Annotated in this window: 14 protein-coding genes; 3 read left to right on the top strand and 11 right to left on the bottom strand. The window is 34.2% G+C overall.

The window, feature by feature from the left end; translation table 11 throughout:
* Positions 1-103 precede the first annotated feature (103 nt).
* The 8 genes from B0A68_RS21315 to B0A68_RS21280 form a co-directional block, all read right to left on the bottom strand.
* The gene (locus tag B0A68_RS21315; protein ID WP_035689990.1) at positions 104-1,243 is read right to left on the bottom strand and encodes a FecR family protein; all 1,140 of its coding nucleotides are present in this window, start codon (positions 1,241-1,243) and stop codon (positions 104-106) included.
* A gap of 194 nt (positions 1,244-1,437) precedes the next feature.
* Entirely contained in the window at positions 1,438-2,007 is a 570-nt protein-coding gene (locus B0A68_RS21310) for an RNA polymerase sigma factor (protein ID WP_035689989.1), read from the bottom strand.
* Positions 2,008-2,212: 205 nt separating this feature from the next.
* Complete coding sequence (locus tag B0A68_RS21305; protein WP_035689988.1) at positions 2,213-5,002, bottom strand: M16 family metallopeptidase; 2,790 nt, start codon at positions 5,000-5,002, stop codon at positions 2,213-2,215.
* Positions 5,003-5,391: 389 nt separating this feature from the next.
* Positions 5,392-6,525: a TlpA disulfide reductase family protein gene (locus B0A68_RS21300; RefSeq protein WP_165571369.1), complete on the bottom strand. Its 1,134-nt coding sequence runs from the start codon at positions 6,523-6,525 to the stop codon at positions 5,392-5,394.
* Positions 6,526-6,654: 129 nt separating this feature from the next.
* Complete coding sequence (locus B0A68_RS21295) at positions 6,655-7,854, bottom strand: TlpA disulfide reductase family protein (protein WP_084679223.1); 1,200 nt, start codon at positions 7,852-7,854, stop codon at positions 6,655-6,657.
* Between the two features lie 60 nt (positions 7,855-7,914).
* Positions 7,915-9,321 carry a RagB/SusD family nutrient uptake outer membrane protein gene (locus tag B0A68_RS21290; RefSeq protein WP_035689987.1) on the bottom strand — a complete coding sequence of 469 codons (1,407 nt, stop codon included), beginning with the start codon at positions 9,319-9,321 and terminating at the stop codon, positions 7,915-7,917.
* A gap of 17 nt (positions 9,322-9,338) precedes the next feature.
* Positions 9,339-12,911: a SusC/RagA family TonB-linked outer membrane protein gene (locus B0A68_RS21285; RefSeq protein ID WP_035689985.1), complete on the bottom strand. Its 3,573-nt coding sequence runs from the start codon at positions 12,909-12,911 to the stop codon at positions 9,339-9,341.
* A 308-nt stretch (positions 12,912-13,219) separates the two neighbouring features.
* Complete coding sequence (locus tag B0A68_RS21280) at positions 13,220-14,368, bottom strand: FecR family protein (RefSeq protein ID WP_035689984.1); 1,149 nt, start codon at positions 14,366-14,368, stop codon at positions 13,220-13,222.
* A 278-nt stretch (positions 14,369-14,646) separates the two neighbouring features.
* Between B0A68_RS21280 and B0A68_RS21275 the strand changes: the two genes are divergently transcribed.
* Positions 14,647-15,252 carry an RNA polymerase sigma factor gene (locus B0A68_RS21275; protein ID WP_035689983.1) on the top strand — a complete coding sequence of 202 codons (606 nt, stop codon included), beginning with the start codon at positions 14,647-14,649 and terminating at the stop codon, positions 15,250-15,252.
* Here the strand turns inward: B0A68_RS21275 and B0A68_RS21270 are convergent.
* Both B0A68_RS21270 and B0A68_RS21265 read right to left on the bottom strand, forming a co-directional pair.
* Complete coding sequence (locus B0A68_RS21270; protein WP_035689982.1) at positions 15,229-15,738, bottom strand: cupin domain-containing protein; 510 nt, start codon at positions 15,736-15,738, stop codon at positions 15,229-15,231. The two genes, B0A68_RS21275 and B0A68_RS21270, sit on opposite strands and share 24 nt — an antisense overlap.
* Positions 15,735-16,733: a quinone oxidoreductase family protein gene (locus B0A68_RS21265; RefSeq protein WP_035689980.1), complete on the bottom strand. Its 999-nt coding sequence runs from the start codon at positions 16,731-16,733 to the stop codon at positions 15,735-15,737. Before B0A68_RS21265 ends, B0A68_RS21270 begins: the two co-directional genes overlap by 4 nt.
* A gap of 92 nt (positions 16,734-16,825) precedes the next feature.
* Here B0A68_RS21265 and B0A68_RS21260 point away from each other — a divergent pair, with 92 nt between their 5' ends.
* On the top strand, positions 16,826-17,203 hold the full coding sequence (locus B0A68_RS21260; RefSeq protein WP_035689978.1) for a winged helix-turn-helix transcriptional regulator: 378 nt from the start codon (positions 16,826-16,828) through the stop codon (positions 17,201-17,203).
* 417 nt (positions 17,204-17,620) lie between these two features.
* A complete protein-coding gene (locus B0A68_RS21255; RefSeq protein ID WP_035689977.1) occupies positions 17,621-18,163 on the top strand; it encodes a hypothetical protein in 543 nt (180 codons plus the stop codon).
* A gap of 88 nt (positions 18,164-18,251) precedes the next feature.
* Here B0A68_RS21255 and B0A68_RS21250 read toward each other — a convergent pair whose 3' ends face one another.
* A complete protein-coding gene (locus tag B0A68_RS21250) occupies positions 18,252-19,676 on the bottom strand; it encodes a SusD/RagB family nutrient-binding outer membrane lipoprotein (RefSeq protein WP_035689975.1) in 1,425 nt (474 codons plus the stop codon).
* Positions 19,677-19,680: the final 4 nt, after the last annotated feature.

The raw sequence follows: 19,680 nt of genomic DNA, 5'->3' as shown, positions 1-19,680 counted from the left end.
AGGACAACTAATATTGGCTAATAACTATTTTAACAACCAGAGGCATCGCAACTGCTTCTGGTTTTTTAGTTTATAGTCTCAATATATTCGGGTAAATTTAAAATCACGGATATACAATAATTGTTTTTCCTTCGACCTTAAATTTTATATTACTAAGCTCAAGTACTTTTAGCACTTCAGATAAATTTTTATTTCTAAACGTACCACCGTTAAATCGAACATCAGACACATCGCCGCGGTACTCTACTTTTATTCCGTACCAGCGTTCCAATTGTTTCATTACAGATTTCAGATCGGCATTATCAAATTTAAAACGGCCGTTTTTCCACGCAACAGCTGCTTCCGTATCAACCTCGCGAATCGCAATCTTATTACTGTTTTCTGCAACATTTGATTGTTGTCCCGGTTTTAAAACTGCTTTCTGGTTTTTGTAAGTAACTGCTACACTTCCTTCTAATAAAGTAGTTTTTACAACTGCTTCATTATTGTAAGCATGTACATTAAAATGAGTTCCGAGGACTTCTATAGACTGACTGCCTGATTTTACAATAAAAGGTTTGCTTTTATCCTTGGCAACCTCAAAATAAGCTTCTCCTTCCAGTTCCACAATTCTTTGATTTCCATTAAATTGAGTTGGATATTTAACAGAAGAAACTGCATTTAGATACACTTTTGTTCCGTCTGCCAATACAATATTATACTGCCCTCCTGTTGGTGTAGAAAGTGTATTGAATGAATTAACATCTTCTTTTGAAGCTGCAGCATCTGGGTTTATAACATAAGTAATAACTCCGTCTGCATTCATCTTTATTGTTACTTCCTGCTTTTCTCCTTCGTTTGCAATTGTATCTTGTGCCGAAATAGAAGAAAGAACAATTTGCTTTCCGTTAGAAAGAGTCAAAATTCCTCTATTTCCTCCTGGAGCAATATCCTGTTGTTTTGCTGCAACCTGAATTGTTTGTTCTTTTGGCGTTGTAAAATAAAATATGCCAGTTCCCAAAAGCAATACAATTGATGCGGCCACAGCAATACGCGGCCAAAGGCTAATCACTCTGGTTTCCTGCTGTAAAGGTAATTTTGATTTAAGATGCTGGTAACTATCTTCCAGTTCATATTCGCTGAGCTGCGTATTAGTAGTAGAAGCTTTGTGCAAATACCAGGCGTCCAGTTTATCTCTATCTGCATCAGACAAAGTATTATTCTGGTATTTTTTAAGCAGCGCTAAGATTTCAGTTTCATTCATAATTACAATGAGAAATTTGTCCCGTTTTAATTAAGACAGTTAAAAACAGGTTTTGTCATAGGCAATGACAAAAAAAAATTAAAAAAATATTATTATATCATTAACAAAACTCCAGGAATGTTATTTTCTACTTACGACTGAGAAGGTTGGAAGCAAATTATATTGTAGAAATTAACAAAAAGAATCATAATAATTTACATAAGAAAAACATGCATCAGATTCTTGAGTTTTTCTCTAAGTATTTTGAGCGAATTGTAAACTTGCTGCTTTGCTGTTTTATCTGTAATATTCAATTGAAGTGCTATTTCGTCATACGAAAGTTCTTCTACTTTTCTTAAAAGAAAAACTTCACGCATTTTTTCCGGAAGAAGTGCGATTTCTTTAGCAATAATAGATTCCAATTCTTTTTCTCTAAGATTGGAATCTGCTAAAACATAATCGTTTTCGATAAAGCTTGAAATGGAATCTGCGTAACGCGAAACTACTTTTTCGTGGGCAATATGATTTAAGATTCGGTTTTTGGCAGCTTTGTATAAATAAGAAGAAAGCGATCCCGTAATTATTAATTCCTGACGTTTGTTCCAAATGGATAGAAATACTTCCTGAACAATATCGTGGGCTTCATCACGGCTTCCGAGCATTTTATAAGCATGCTGGAGCAGGAGTTTAGAATACCTCTTAAAAATTTCTGTATACGCCAATTGATCATCTTCTTTAAGAAGATTTATTAAAATATGATCAGCATATTTGCTATAAACAGACATTGATTAAAAAGAGTGAGGATCAAAAAAAGCAATATTAATCATTTTTTATGTTAAAAGCCAAAAGATAACTTAGTTAAAAAACCAGATAACACTTGATTTGGATTGGATATGAATAAAAAAAGAGCTGTCGTAAAACAGCTCTTTTAGCCTTTCATAGAAAATTGCTTACTAATTCAGATTTAAAAATGAAAGACGATTTTTGAAATTATTTTATCGGACTGCCCTTTTGGTCCAGAGAACCCGATTTGATAATGATCATTTTATCTAACTGAATGTATTTTTTGATCGCATCATTTACTTGCTGTAAAGTCGCTTTTTCGATATCTTTTGGATATTGCTCAATATAATTTGGTTCCAAACCTCTTTCTATAAAACTCAAAATGGTTCGCGCCATACCGTTCGTCGTAGACATTCCAACTTTAAAACTTCCGATTAAATTGGTTTTCTTATTTTCTAATTCAGCAGAAGTGATTCCGTTTTTCACCCATTTATCAACCTGAACCATCGTTGCATCCAATCCTTTTTGAAATAAATCAGGATTAAAAGAAGCGTTTACATACCAGTAACCGCCAGTTTCGATATTTCCGCCTAAACCAGATGAAATACTATACGTTAACCCGTCATTATCACGAACAGTCTGCATTAAACGTCCAGCAAAACCTGCACCCAGAGTATAATTTCCGATGTAAAACGGAATATAATCGGCGTCTGCCCTTTTTAAACCTGTAAATTGTCCTAAGTATAATTCTGCACTTGGTTTCTCCGGAATCGTAACCACTTCTGTTTTGGCCGCAGTTTTAGAACCTTCTTCAAACTTTAATTTTTCTGTAACACCGCCATTCCAGTTTTTAAATGATTTTTTTAATGAAGCATTTAAGTTTGCACCATCTGTATCTCCTACGATTACTAAACGCATAGAAGCAGTTCCGAAATATTTTTTGTGAAACGCTTTTACTTCATCCAATGTTGCGTTTTTAATATTCGCAATATTATCTTCAACACTTAAGCTGTAGTTTGGATTTGTTTTTCCGTAAATTGCCTGCGATAAAGCAATACTTCCTCTCTCGCCCGGATCGTTTAAATCCTGCTGTGTAGTTCCGATAAACTGCTGCTTTAAATTTTCGAATTCTTTAGCATCAAACAACGGATTTCTTAGTTCTTCTGCCAATAAAGCAATTACCTGATCCAAATCTTTTTTCAAACATTTAAACCCAATATTTATTTTAAAAGTGGAAGCATTAACGTTTAAGTTTACGCCTAATTTCTGAAGTTTTTCTGAGAATTTGAATTTATCATTCAAAGTCGTTCCTTTTGCTAACATCGACGCTGTTAAAGAAGGAATGATTACATTTTTAGTTTCACTGGCGTAATTTCCTAACGAAATACTTGCTGCAACTGTAACAAAATCTTTAGCAGAAGTTTTTACAGAAACCACATCAATTCCGTTTACTTTTTCTCTTTTAAAAGCCGAAGCTGTTTTTTCGATTGTATTTTCTTCTAAAGTAATTTCTTCTAAAGTATTTTTTAATGAAGAGGAAACAGCTGTATTTTCTTCATGAGAATGTCCATTTTCTGGATGTCTGTAATAAAACGGACCATTTTCTTTCATAAAATTATTGGCCTGCGCTGCATCTTTATTTTGTGCTCCCGATTGTTTCGGAATAAAATATCCTGTTGTGCTTTGATCTTCGACTAAATATTTCTGTGCCACTCTCAAAACATCTGCCGGAGTTACTTTTTTTAATCGGTCAACACCTGTAATGTAATCTGTCCAGTCGCCAGCAGCAATAGCTTCGTTTAGTGCCGATGCGATAACTCCAGATCCGTCTCGGGCCAAAATTGTTTGTGCGCTTATTTTTGCCGCAACACGATTTACTTCGTCCTGAGTTACTCCTTCTTTTTGAATTTTAGCCACAACTTCGCTGATTTTGGCATCTATATCTTCATGTTTTGATGTGACCGGAAAACCTACTCCAATAGTAAAAAGTCCAACCTCTTTAAAGTTTGTAGCATCTGCGTAAGCGTAAATTCCTAAACGAGTATCTACAAAAGTTTTGTTTAAAATTGCCGAAGGTCCTGCGCCGATAATCTGTGCTAGAATATTTAATGCCGGAAGATCTTCATGCAAAGCACCCGGAATTTTATACGCTTTGTTTACAACGCCCAATTCTCCTGTTTTCTTAACAATAATTTTACGCGGTCCATATTGCTGAGGTTCTTCTGTATAAGGCTGAGGCATTGCTTTTGGCGCTTTGGTAATTTTACCAAAATACTTTTCGATCAATTCAAAAACATTGTCTTTTCTAAAATCTCCAATTATAGTTAGAGTAGCATTATCCGGCCAATAATAGGTATTGTAGAAATTTTTTAAAACTTCTATTGGCGCATTTTCAATATCAGATTTCCATCCAATAGTAGAATGGTGATACGGATGTGCAATATAAGCCGAAGCCCATATTTCTTTATCTAACAATGCATCCGGATTATTTTCGCCGCGTTCAAATTCGTTACGAACCACGGTCATTTCTGCATCTTTATCTTCTTTTGTCAATAAAGAATTGCGCATTCTGTCGGCTTCGATCTGAATCGCCAATTCGATTTTATCACTCGGAAGTGTTTCAAAATAATTGGTACGGTCATACCAGGTGGTAGCATTTAATTGTGCTCCGGTATTTTGTAAAACATCTGTAATAGTAGTACCGCTTTTTTTGTTGAAAGTTGGAGTTCCTTTAAACATTAAATGTTCTAAAAGATGTGTAGATCCGGTGTTTCCTAAAACCTCATGTTTAGAACCAACACGATATACAATCTGTACCGTTGCAACTGGAGATGCATTGTCCTGCAAAAGCAAAACATTCATTCCGTTTGGCTGGTACAAATATTCTTCGATACCGCCTAATTCTTTTATTTTCTTAAAGTTAACTGATTTATTCTGTGCAGAAACCAGCGTAGAGAATGCCAATGAGCAACAGCCTAGAAAGATGTATTTTTTCATTTTTTATATTGAAGGTTTTATTATTAGACTCTTAAAAAACACTTTTGTTACGGTATTTTTTAAATTCTTGTTTTAAAATATAGAGACATAGATTTTACAGGCTTAAAAAGGCGTTTCAAAAAATTGAATAAACATACTTTCTCCTGTCTTTTCTTCTTTATTTATACCTGCCTAAAAAATCTATGTCTCTATTATAGAATAACTTCTTAAATAAAGTTAACCCGTTGAGTGTAATTATTTTTAACACATAGAGCCATAGTCTCCAATTTCCGGAATCGGTACAATAGTTTATTTTTTTTATATTCTTTTTACGAAATTAAAACGTATGTTTCTATGTGTTCATTACTTTTTTTAAAATTACACTCAGCAGATTAAGTTAATTATAGGTTTTAAGATTTAATAAAAATCTCTTTTAGTTTAGACTGCAATTCTGCTTCTCTCAGGTTTTTAGCAAGAATTTTTCCGTCAGGTCCAATTAAATAGTTTGTCGGAACCATTTTTACACCGTATAAAACTGCAGCCTCGTTCTGCCATCCTTTTAAATCAGAAACGTGAGTCCAGGTCAAACCGTCTCTTTTAATTGCATTTTCCCAAAGTTTCTTTTTATCGTCTAAGGAAACTCCCAAAACATCAAATCCTTTGTCGTGATAGGTTTTGTAAGCCACAACCACATTCGGGTTTTCTTTTCGGCATGGTCCGCACCAGCTTGCCCAGAAATCTACCAAAACATATTTCCCTTTATAATCTGATAATTTTACCACTTTTCCGTTAACATCGGTTTGAGAAAATTCTGGAGCAGGAGAACCAATCGCAGTTTTATCGTTGAGATCAATCGCGGTTTTTAGTTTTTTTCCGTAGAATGATTTTTGAACTTCCGGAGATAAAATTGCATAGTATTCTTTTACTTTCTCCGGAGTTCCGTAAGACACAATTCGGTCCTCAATAATCAATGCACCGCCCAGATTATCTTTGTTTTTTCTAATGAATTTATCTGTCAAATCATCCGCGAAAGCGCTGAGATCTTTCCATTTTTTATCCATCATGGCTTGCTGATCAGCAGTTAGCTTTACTTTTCCTTTTTGTGATAACGAATCAGATAATCCGTAAATCGGACCGGCAATCTTTTGTATTTCTTTAAATTCATTATCATAATACGATTTATAAAAATCATTTTGTTTTGACCCGGTAATTTTAGCTTTAAAAACAGAATCTTTTTTTGCTTCTACTTTAATCTCTTCATTGTCTAGAAGAAAATAAGCTCCGTATTCTTGTCCTTTAATTTTAATAGTATGAAACAAAGGCTCAGAAACTTTACCGTTAAAAGTAAAAGCGCCTTCTTTTACCTCGGCAGAATCTATAATTTTTTTATCTCCTTTTTCGTCTGCATATTCCAGATAAACAGTTCCTTTGTCTAATCCTGATATAGCACCGTTTATGGTATAACCTTCTTTTTTAGAGCAGGAAGTAATTGTCGTGATGAGCGCTAAAGCGGCCAAACCTGATTTTAAGATTGTACTTTTCATGTTGTTATTTTTTTTGCGATTGTTTTTTTTAACACATAGAGACATAGCTTTGAAAGTTTTAAAAAGGCATTTCATTCTTTAAGACAAACAAAGCTGTGTGAATCTTCGTGTATTATTTTAAATTGATAATTAAGATTTTAAAAGTTCTTTTAGTTTTTGGTCTAATTCTTCTCCCCTTAAATTATCGCCGATAATAACACCTTTGCTGTCTACTAAATAAGTTGCCGGAATTGTTTTTACATTAAACATTTTGCTCACTCTGTCGTCATCGAGAAGATTATGCCACTGCATGTTTTCCATTCCTAAAGCTTTCTTCCAAGCTTTTTCGTCTTTATCAATAGAAATGCTTAAAATTTCAAATCCTTTTTCTGCATAGGATGCGTAGGCTGTTTTTAGATTTGGAATTTCTTTTCGGCAAGGTCCGCACCACGATGCCCAAAAATCTATCAGAATATATTTTTTTCCTGCAATGATTTCTTTTGTGCTGAATGCTTTTCCGTTCTGATCTTTTAAATCAAAATTTGCAATATTTGTCCCGATTAGAGATTTCGGATTCAAGTCTTTATCTACCAATTGACCGTAATAACTTTTCTTTGCAGATTCTGAAAACTGCTCAAACATTGGTTTTTGTTCTGGAGAAAAATAACTGTATTGCGTCATCATAAAAAGAGGTCCCCACCAAGTATCTTTATGTTTTATGACTACTGTTTCATAACTTAATTTTACCTTATCAAAAAAAGCTTTTTCGTCTGCTTCAAAACGTTTCCATTGTGGTGTGCTGTAAACAGAATCTACCAGTTTTTTATTTCCTTCTTTTTTTCCTTTACCTGCCAGATTAGTCAGTTCGTTTATGCCTACATGATATGCAGCATAATCTTTTTCTAACGCTGCCCTAAAAGCGGTTTCTTTTCTAAAATAATCATGAGATTTAGATCCAGAAACAACCGGATTGGTAAACGTAATTCGCTCGTTTTCTTTAGAAACTTGAGCTTCTGCAGTTACTTTTATTTTTGCATTCTCTGCTATTACTGGTATATATCCTTTATTCTTAGCAAAAACCAAAAAGAAATAACGCGGTTCATTTAATTTTCCTGTAAAAGTAAATCTGCCGTCTTTGATTGTGGTTTCACCAACGGGCAGTTCAGACGAATGTGTCGCTCCGGGAACCAATTGCACCGTCGTTCCGTCTGCGAGTCCAGTAATATTTCCTTCAATGGTATAAGAAGAAGCTGCGGGTTTAACCGTTTTTTTCTTTTGTGCCTGAGTGTCAATAGAAATCATAAACAAACACAGACAGAATCCTATTATTTTGTATTTAATTGTATTCATTTTTTGATTGATTTAGAAAAAGCTTCCTTTTCAGATTCCTGATCAGGAAGCTTTGGATTATTATTTTGCTACGTTCTGCGTAAGAGTTCCGTTGCCCGGACTATTCATTGCTCCCTGCGGGAAAGGCATGGTCCATAAATGAGAATCTGATGATAATGTGTAGGTATTTCCGTTTGCTGTTTTAGTAAAACTCACTTTATAAATACCTTCTGCATTTAGACGGCGTGCGTCTGCAAAAGGAATCAGCGTATTAATAAGTTCGTTGCTTTTAGTTCTTAAAATCGCATTTACAGCAATCGTTTTATCTGTAGTCGCAATATCCTGATAAGAAGCCGGAAGAATACGCGTTTTACGTACTGTATTTAAAACGTTTAGTGCGTCTCCAATCTGACCCGCACGCGCAAGACATTCTGCTTTAATCAAATAAACTTCAACAGTTGTGATACCGCCGAAATTAAAAAATCCTGTCAAAGTTCTTCTGTAGTATGTTTCTGCTCCCACTGTTCTGATTTTCCAACGGGAGGTAAAACGGGCATCACCAGCTTCAAATCGCTGGGCGCGTTCTACCGGAATATCAAATTCTCCTCCCGAATTATTCGCACTGCCGTGGCGGTATGTATAATTTTCAACATAAGTAAATCCCATCGGAGAGGCTGTTGTAGTATACGAATTCGGCACGTCAATAACGGCTTTATTTGTATTGTAATATGCCACCCAGTCGTACAATTTATTATTTTCTGCTAAGGCTAAATCGGCATATTTCAGAGCTTCTGTGTAATTATTCATCTGCAGAAAAACTCTTGAATAAAAAGCATATCCTGCTCCTAAATTTGGATGCAGTGCAGTCTGAGAAACTTTTGGTAAATACGGCAAAGCTTCATTTACATCATTCAAAATAAAATTGTATAATTCCTGAATCGTTACTTGTTTACTCGGTGCATTAATATTGGCACTTGTAATTAACGGAACCGATAATTTTGTTGCCGCAGTTGAAGCCGTATACGTATCTGCATAAAAATTTACCAGATTAAAATAGTTCATGGCACGCAGTACTTTTGCTTCTGCCCAAACTACTCGCTGTTCTGTTTCTGTTGCTTTAGTTGCAGTTAAGGCATTTTCTATAATTAAATTAAAAGTCGAAATTCCGGCATAACCTGAATAATAAGCTGTTTCATCTGAAGGTTTTAATGCAATACGGTCTGCATTTTCATCCCACATATAGTTGGCGGTAAACAATCTGTTATTTGCTAAAGTCGAAATACCCAAAAACTGATCGTTTAATAAATGCATTGCTCCGGTAACATCTACTCTGTGATTTGTATATTCGTCACGCAGAAAAGCTTCGTAATCTGCCAATGTTACAGGTACTTTTGATCCTTTTGGAGCATCATCCAGATAATTTTCGCAAGATGCTAAAGTCAATCCCAAAGCTATTAAGTACACTGCTTTTTTATATATATTTTTCATCGTCTAGTCGTTATAAATTAGAAATTAATATTTACACCAAACACATAACTTGGAGATTGGAAACCACCTAAAAGATATTTGGCATCTCTGCTTTTGGCAAAAGTGTATACATTTTCTGCGTTTAAATTAAAACGCACGTCTTGTAATTTTACTCTTTTAATAAGCTCTTTTGGCAATCTATAACCCAATGAAACGTTGCTTAATCTCACATTCGAAGCATCGAGAATATTGATGTCAGAGTAAGAATATATGGTGCGCGAATCATTACTAAATTCAGGATCATATTCATACACCACTCTCGGAATATTTGTAAAAGCTTCGTCGCCCGGCTGCATCCATCGGTCTGCAATATGATTGTTTACAGCCGTGATATCGGTTATGTAACTTCCTGTTGCACTAGAATAATTATTATTGAGCATTGGCAGGAATGTGTTTTTAATTTTATGTCCTAATTCGTAAACAAACAATGCTGAAATTGAGAAGTTTTTATACGCAGCCGATGTATGGAAAGAGCCACTATGAATAGGCACTTTTGAACCAAAATCCTGAATTGCATCTACTTGTCCCGGATTGTATTTTACGGCAGTTCCAGAAGCATCATATACCTGAGGCAATCCTGTACTGCTCAAACCTGCCCATTTGTATCCATAAATAGAATTAAAATTGGTTCCAACTCTCGGAAAAAACTGAGCTTGATCTAATTGAAGATAATAAACTGGAGCTTTTACATTTATATAATCAACTTTGTTTTTGTTATTTGCATACAAAACTGACGCATCCCAAGAGAATGAAGGTGTTTTTACGATTGTCCCGCTCAAACTAACTTCGATCCCTTTATTTGTCATTGCTCCATTATTGATTGTATAAGTAGAATACCCCCAGCCTTCTGTTGGAATTCCTGTACTGCTGGCTAATAAATCTTCTCCTTTTTTGTTGTAAAGATCTAAGGTTCCGCTCAATCTGTTTTTAAATAAGGCAAAATCCAAACCTATGTTTGTCGTTGTAGTTTTTTCCCACGATAATTCTGGATTAGGTCTTGATCTAACCGTTCCCTGATTTCCTCCTACATTTGAGTTAGAGTTGTAATATGCTGTCAAATAAGGCGCAGTATCTTTGGCAATATTTCCTCCGATACCATAAGAAGCACGAACTTTAAGCGCATCTACCCATGAAACTTTAAAGAATGATTCTTTGTCAATATTCCATGCCGCACCTGCAGACCATGTTGGTTTATTTTGATATTTACTGTCTGTTCCCCAAAGGTTAGAACGGTCCCAGCGTACACTTCCAGAAAGCGTATATCTGCTGTCATACGTATAACCTCCAGTTCCATAAAACGAAACGTATCGGTTTAATAATTCTTTTTGCAATGAAAATTCATCCTGAATCATATAGCCGCCTAAGACACTTCCGTAAACCTTAAATAAATCTGCTTGATTTACCAGCGCAAAACCCAAAGTCTGGCTGTCGTAACCATAACGTGTATTGTCTGCATATTCTAACTTTGCATGACGTATTTCCATACCTGCAATGGCAGAAAAATCATGTTTTTGGTTGAAAACCTGATTAAAATTTAACTGCTGGCGGAAATTGTAAGCGTTAGAAAATTGATTGGTTTCTTTTATAATATCTCCATATGGCAGATTGTAAACCGCTTTATTATTAACAATCGTAACCAGACTGTTTACTTTATTTCTAACATAATACGATTCTTTATCAAATAACTGATTCGCACGATCTGCGCCGTATTCGTATTGAAACATTGCGCTGTAAGTAAAGGCATTACTAAATTTTACATTAAACTTAGCATACGTTCTGTTTTGAAAATTTTTGTTTTCAATCAGGTTTCTTCCAAACTCGTCCATTGGTGTAATGTTCTGGCTGTAAAGACCGTAATTTTGTAAAGACTGAAGTGTAAAATTGTTGTAACGAGACGCAGCTGTAGAAACAAAATTAGTTCCGTCGTTATTTACCAATTGATTGTACGGCTGATATTTAAAACCAGGAGACGAAGCCAGATAACTCTGTGTATCACCTTTAACATAATTAATATAAGTTCCCAAGTCTATAGACAGCCAATCGTTAATCTGTGTGGAGTTTTTTAAGTTAATACCCACGGATTGATTTTCAGAATATCGATTCTCAAGCTGATTATCTTTGTACGTCAAAGAGGCATTAAATGTATTGCTGTCAGTAGCTTTACCTAAGCTAAGGTTGTGCTGCATAAAATACTGATCGCGTTTTGCGTATCTGGCAATATCATCATAATATTTATATCCCTGCGCGCCAAGTGTGTTTAAGCGGTTATTGGCTTCTGTTTGAGAAATGTTTCCGGCATATCCGTTTAAAATAGTCTGCATTCCTAAACTTGTAAACGCAGCATTATTTAATAATGATTGCGAATAAGTACTGGCATTAGCTCCTTGTAAATTAGGATTTCCCGCAGCCCATCCTCTTTCTAAACCAATAATATCGGCAGAATCAGTAAGATTATCGGTATAATTTCTATACGGTGTAACGGTTAAGTTGCTTGAGAACGAGATATTTGTTTTTCCTGCTTTTGCTTTTTTAGTAGTAATTACAACTACTCCGTTAGCCGCGCGAGAACCATAAATAGAAGAAGCTGCTGCATCTTTCAAAACTGTAATAGTTTCGATATCTTCCAAATTCAGATTGGGTACATTCTCTTCAATAGTAGCATAAGGTGTCAGTTTTGTATTTTCTATCGGAAATCCATCAATAACATACAAAGGCGTACTTACACCTCTCATCGAAGTAGTTCCTCGAATCTGTCCGTCCTGATACCCAACAATACGACCTTCTAAAACAGAATTTAAACTGCTTAATCGCTGTTCCTGAAAATCTTTTGCCTTTAAATTAGAGAAAGAACCTGTTGCTTTTTCTGCATTAATATTTTGATATCCGGTAGTTAAAACTAAACCTTCTAATTCCAGAACATCTTCTTTTAATACCACATTGATCACGCTTCTGCCGTCTACTTTTATTTCCTGTCTGATGTATCCTAAGTAAGCAAAAGCCAATGTAGTCTCACTTCCTACTGTAATAATCTGATATTCACCATTAAAATCAGTCTGAACGCCTCTTCCCGATCCATTATCAGAAATTGCAGCGCCTACTAAAGGCATTCCTTTTTCATCGGTTACTCTCCCTTTTACAATAAAATCGGCAGCTGGTTTCTTTACTTCAATGGGTTTTTCAGCAGAAGTTTTTCTGGGCATCAAAACAATATGAGTACCTGAAACTTTATAATCTGTACTGCTTTCTTTAAAAATAATACTTAAAATAGTTTCTATAGACGCATCGTTTAAATTGACATCAATAGTTCTGTTTAAATCAACAGATCTTACATTGTAAACAAATCTGTAATTGGTAGTATATTCTAATTTTTCTATAACTTTTGCAACAGTCATATTGTTGGCATTAAAAGACATTTTTGCCTTTTGCGAGTACGTTACCCCCGCCTGCATAACCGTAAGAGTGGTTATTAAAAATAATGTAGTCAATTTCATCTTCAAATCAAATTTCAAAAAAGGCTTGTCGAACCTGATAGTGTTCAAGAGTTTTTTCATACTTTTAAAATGTTTTTTAATGTTGGTTGGTTAATTAACTGATCGCATTTATTCTACCGGAAAGTGTTAGCGCATTTTCCGGTTTTTTTTATAATGTCGACCTTCTTTCTTTTTTTGGACTTTTGTTACATAGGCTTAAATTAATTGTGAATTGTGAATTGTGAATTATTAATTGATAATTGATAATGGATAATGGTTAATTGATAATTGATAATGGTGAATTGATAACCGTTAATTGATAATTATTAATTGTCAATTATAAATTATCAATTGTCAATTGTGAATTGTGAATTGTCAATTGTGAATTGTCAATTATCAATTATAATTCTATCTCTGTCAATGATGTAGTCAATGGCATAACTGTCGCTGAAATATTTTAATACTACTTCGATAGGTTCGTTATCAAAACTGGCATTAAAAATTTCTTTTCCGAGTGCTTTGTTTTTATTGACGAAGGTTACATTATACCTTCGTTCCAGTTTTTTAATAATCTGATCAAAAGATTCATTTTTAAAAACCAGACTTCCTTTGACCCAAGCTGTATAATAATTTGTATTGACCTGCTCGATTTCAAATTTGGTCTGTCCTTTTATATTCGAACCTTTAAAACCTGGATTTAAAAACACCCGATTTTCCTTTTGATCTTTATAAAGCAAAACTTTACCTTCTGTCAAAACGATATCGGTGCTTACATTTTCATCATACGAATTGACATTAAATTTGGTTCCTAAAACTTCAACGCTCACTTGCTGTGCATTTACTGTAAACGGATGTTTTTTATCTTTAGAAACTTCGAAATAAGCTTCACCAGCTAAAAAAACTTTACGATCTTGACTGTCAACAAACTGCACAGGATATTTTAACGAAGTTCCGGCGTTTAAATACACAACTGTTCCGTCTGATAATTGGACTTCAAACTTTTTACCGTACGGAATTTTAATTGTATTATATACCAGCTTTCCATATGCTTTTGAACTGTTGTATACCAATCTGTTTTTGTTCAGTTTCCCAATTAAGTTTCCATTCTGGTCTGTAATATCTTGTACGGCAGCAGTATCGATTTCTTTTTCTAAATTGTTATCCAATTGCAGCACAATTTCTTCTTCTCTCGGAATAATAACATTTTTCTTCGCTGACGCTAAATCTGAATTATTATAAAAATAAAATCCACCCAAAGCTGCAATCAAAATCGCTGCATATTTATAGTAAGAAGAAAATCTCCTTTTATAAAAAACGGTATTCTCCTTCGCTATTCTTTCCGATAAATGTTTTTTTATTTCGGCAGAGTCAAATTTATTCATGACCGAATCAACTGCATAATTGGTTTTTACAAAATCCTTAAATACAATTTGATTTTCATCCTTTTTTAACCACTCTGTAAGTTCTTCAATTTCATCTTTAGTGGCTTGATTTGTGATAAATTTAACAATTAGTCGCTCTGACTTTTTTACTGTCATTTTAGTTATTTTTAATATTATTACGAAGCCAAAAAACAAAACCCTAACAATTTGATAAAGTTTTTTTCATTTTACTGAATTTTTTATTTTTGACAAGTCTTTTCTTTCAATAAACACTACTAATTTGATAGAAATTATAAGATAGATGATTTTTAGACGCATTTCCTGAACCTTTTATTTGTAATAATTTTCAAATAGAAATTAGAAAAACAGGAGAATTTGAATGAAATAAGCAGTCAACATTAACCTTAGAAATTATAATTTATATATTTGTTTCTATGATAAATGGCGCTTACAACAATGAGGATTTAATAGAATCTCTTCGAAATGGAGATGAAAAAGCGTATAACTATCTCATAGAAACTTATCATCATAAACTTTGTGTGTATGCCAACAGTCTAGTAAAGAATGTTTACAGTGCAGAAGATATTGTTCAGAATGTTTTTATCAAGATTTGGGAACAGCGTACCAGATTAAAAACAGATCATTCCTTAAAAAGTTTTCTTTATAAACTGGTTTACAACGAGTTTATCGATTTATACCGAAAAAACCAGTCTTTGTTTTCTTTGGAGAAATCTTATTATGATGCCTTAAACGGAATCGTTCAGGAAGAGGATTCAGAAGCTTTTCAAAGGGTTTTAAGCGCTGTAAACAAAGAGATTCAGAATTTACCGCCAAAATGCAGAGAGGTTTTTATTTTAAGCAAAAAAGAAGGTTTGACCAATATTGAAATTGCCGAACATTTGGATGTTTCCATAAAAACTGTCGAAGCACAGATTACAAAGGCATTTTCGATTCTGCGTACAGCTCTGGAGGAAAAAGTAAAAAGTATTTTGTTTGTCTTATTCGGAAAAAGAAAATTATTTGATTCGACACGTTCTTAAATAATCGTAATTGTTCAGCCGTTTTTCTGCATCCAGCAATACTGCCAGCTGTATGCAGGGAAGATTAGAGCGATTACTCCAGGCATGATTGGTACCACGCTGAATTACAATATCTCCTGCCTGCAATAAAGTTTCTTCTTCATCAACAATTAAGTAAATTTCGCCCGATAAAATAATGATATAATCCAAAGTATTCGTTTGATGCATCAACGGATGAGGCTGACCTTCTAGAGCGGTAATTCCTAAATCCTGATCAGGCGGAATCTGTACATATCGAAAATAACTGCCATTTTTGGGTGTATTAGGAAAAGCAGTATTTTCAATAATCTTTTCCTCAAATTCTGCCGGTACAGTATCGGTTGACCAGATATCAGAAATAATCAATCCCGGAAAATGCTCCGACACATTGTTTACCACTGCATCTTGTTCTATAATCGATTTTCCGTCGCGTAAACCTGTTACGATTCTTCTTGGTATTGTTCTCATAGGGTCTGAATCTGCATTATTAATTTTGTTCCTTGTGTTTTGTTTTCTCGCAATATTTTAAGTGCCTTTTCGACTGTAGCTGTATTCAATTCTCCCACTATAGAAACAGCAGGAGGCGTAATGATCTCGTCTTGCAGCAGCTTTGCTAATTGGCTTAAACCATTTTTATAATATTCATATCGTTTTTCAAGTCCGTAAGCGTAATTAGAAATAGCATGAATTGAAGCTCCTCTGGAAAAAAGAATGTTACGGGATTCTGGTGTCAAAAAATTCGTTACATCGATATATCTACCGTTTATTTTTAAAAGTTTAGCGGCAGTTTCTGCAATTTCGTTTCCAACCAAATCAACTATAATATCAAACTTTTTATTTTCGTTTAAAGAAAGTGCTGCTGTGTATATTTCTTCCTTTTTATAATTGATAATTTGATTTGGTGTTACTCCAAGAGCAATTAAAGAATAAATACTAACCGGATTTCCTGCTGTGACCAAAAAATCATTAAAACCATTAGAAATAAGCAGTTTTATCAGCATAGCTCCAACACCGCCTGCGCCTCCGGTAATCAATATCGAATCGGTTTTAGCAGCATTCATTCGGTTAAAAGACTGTAAAGCTGTAAGTCCTGCCGATGGAATTGCCGCTGCCTGCTCAAAAGAAATATTTTCAGGCTTTTTTACTGCAATTGTCTCAGGAACACAAATATATTCTGCGTAAGTTCCGTTGGACCCCATGCTTCCTGAACCGCAAAAAACGGCATCTCCAATTTTAAAATCGGTTACATTTTTTCCGACTGCAGTTATAATTCCAGAAAATTCACGGCCGAGAATTGGCGAATGCAAAAGCTTTCTTTCTGAGCCATATTCCATCATTTGATAATCTATGGGATTAAAACCTGAAGCCGCAATCTTAACCTGAATTTGATGTGGTTCCGGATGTGGAATTTCTACTGTCTCCAATCTAAATTCATGATTTTCCTGTAATACAACTGCTTTCATTTTTATTGTTATATTATACAAAAGTATGAACGCAATATTTTATTTTTGTTATGGGTTAACTGGAGGTAACCGGTTACCAAAGAGAAACTAGTATGGCAAAAATTAACGATAACGGAGTACTTAGAGAAGCCAATTGTTCTGAAGAACTTATGGCAATGCGAGACAGTCTTGATGTTTTGGGCGGTAAATGGAAATTGATGATTCTACGATTTTTAACCAATAGAACGCATCAGGTTATTCATTTTAAAAAAATGCAGCGCGAGATCGATGGCATTTCGGCCAAAATGCTCAGCAAAGAACTTAAAGAACTAGAAATCAATTTACTGATCAGCAGGGCTGCACAAGATACAAAACCCGTAACGGTAGTTTACGCTATTACCGAATACGGAAAATCTGTTCTGCCTGTTACAGAAACTTTAGTAAATTGGGGAATTACTCATAGAGAAAAAATTATCGAATCTCTTAAATAATTCATTTTTAAGGATTGGATTTAATAAATTAAATTGATTTAATTTCCTTTATATTACACTACCTTTTATTTTTATAAATACAATAGACACTAAATAAAATATTTAATAATATTCCGAAATAAATTATAAAATACTGTTCTCCCGAAATACATGGAGGACAATCGTTTACACTAATGCAAGGTTCACAAAGCGGCTGATTAAGCTGATAAAGCAGTATTAAAAAGACATTAATAAAGAGTAATTTGAAAAAACAATTTCTAGTTATTTTATTTATTTGGTTCATTTGTTAAAAATTTATTTACAAGCAATTTCGCGAATATCTTTCCTAGTTTACTCAACCTCAAAATTTCATTAGTTTTTGTAAAAAATAAACACTTACATTCAACATAAATAGTATTAATATAAAGTTTCCTTCGTATGATTAAATGTACTTTTTATTTAATTGTTTTTATAATTTTTGGCTGCAATCATAGTAATTTTTATCAAAAAACTGAACAAGAAGAAATAGATCATTTTTTTGAAAATTTTATTAACCTTAAAACAAATGTTTACAACTTCAAAAAAATTAAATATGTAGCTTACGGTGATTCTCTAGCTCTTAAATACTGGATTGAAGATAGTCAAGTTGATACAACTTATTTAAAAAAAAATATAATACTACAAAGTATTCCTAAAAACTCTATTGCCAATAAAAGACCTGCAGTGTTGGATACCTACAAGGTTTTTGATTTTGAAAATTTTTATAAGTATAAAAGAAAAAACCCTAATGCTAACTTTAATGAATATTTTACAAGGAATTTTAATAATTCTGAGCTGATGACAATTATTTTTTTGGTTTTCAATGAAGAGAAAGATAAAGCGCTAATTTATTATTCCATAGGTTGTGGAATTGTTGAAGTATATTCCAAAAAAAATAATCAATGGTTTTTATCAAAAGAGATTAGTCGGGTTACAATGTAAATTTCTTCAGTATCAAACAAAAAAAAGCTAAATCTTACGATTTAGCTTTTTTTTGTTTAGTATTTAATTTACTCCTTTCGGAATGATCTTATTTTGCATCAAACCACAGTTTTGTAGTCAGCAGATCTTTTCCCTGAATAGAAACTGCTGCTTGGTAACTTTTTCCATTTAATGATTGCTCTGTACCTGGATAAAAGAAACGCGAAGGTATTTTTCCTTCCAGAACTGAAGCCGGACCAGCTGTTAATACCGGATAATCCAGTCTTCTCCATTCTGCAAAAGCGTCAAGACCTTGTCCGTAGAATGCGATCCATTTTTGTGTACCTATCGATTTGGCATAATTTGTCGCATCGTACTTTACACTTGCCTGATTAAGATAAGCTGCTATAGTGGCAGTATTGGTAATACCAAATTGATTCAATGATGCCGTAATCGCACTATTGTAAAGCTGTTCTGCATCTCCGGCAATATAACCACGAGCGACTGCTTCAGAAAGATTAAAAAGCACTTCGGAATACGAAACAATTACAGCAGGCGATGCCGATGTCAGGAAGTAAGTACCCGGTTTGGATGTTTTAGCAAAACCCTGGCTGTTGGCATCACTGTTTGATAATCCGTTACCGCCTCCTACATATTTCCCTACACTTGCATCTGATGGAAGCTGTGCATAAACAGGCAGACGAGGATCTGATAATTCTGTTAATTTATCAACTAATGTTTTTGAAATACGAAAATCATCACGCGTTTCAAACCAGGCAGAAGCTGGATTTTGCTGAGGCGAACTGATGTAAGTAAACTTAAAAGTATCATTATTACTGCTGAATACTCCCGCTGCATCTGTAGTTGCATCAATCGCAGCCTGTTTAGCCAAAGCAGGTTCTTTATCTGAAATTTTCAACGCTATACGCAAACGAAGTGAATTCACGAGCTTTTTCCATTTAGAAATATCTCCTTTATAAACCAAATCACCTGTTACAGTCCCGCTCGCTGTATTTAATAATGATTGGGCTTGTTTTAAATCTTCAAGGAGTCCTGTGTAAACTTCCTTTTGAGTATTATATGCTGGTGTTACTTTTTGACCTGCTTCTTTATAAGGAATACTTCCGTAGGCATCTGTAAGCAATAAAAATGTCCATGAACGAAGTGTTAGTGCAATTCCTTTGTAATTTGGATTTGCCTCTGCATCAGAAAAATTCAGAATCGTGTTCAGATCTGTAATCAGAGTTGCATATCCTGTATTCCACAAAGAAGTAAAAGAAGTGTTCGATACATCAAATCGGTCTGGTTCTGTATATTGAATTTTAGCCCAATGCTGCACAAACAGCAAAGACGAGTTAAAGTTATTTTCTGAACCCCAGTACAAGTCAGCACCTTGTTTTAAGGTTCCTGTTAACAAGTATGGCGGCAATGGTGTTTCGGTTGCGTTTGGATTTTTGTTAATATCATCCAAGGTATCGCTGCAAGAACTCAATGTCAATGCAAACAACGTTATATAGGAAAGTTTTTTAAGCATGATT

The organism is Flavobacterium reichenbachii (assembly GCF_002217435.1).
Lineage (GTDB): Bacteria > Bacteroidota > Bacteroidia > Flavobacteriales > Flavobacteriaceae > Flavobacterium > Flavobacterium reichenbachii.
Note: the sequence above shows the minus strand (reverse complement) of the source record. Positions and strands in the feature narration are given on the sequence as shown.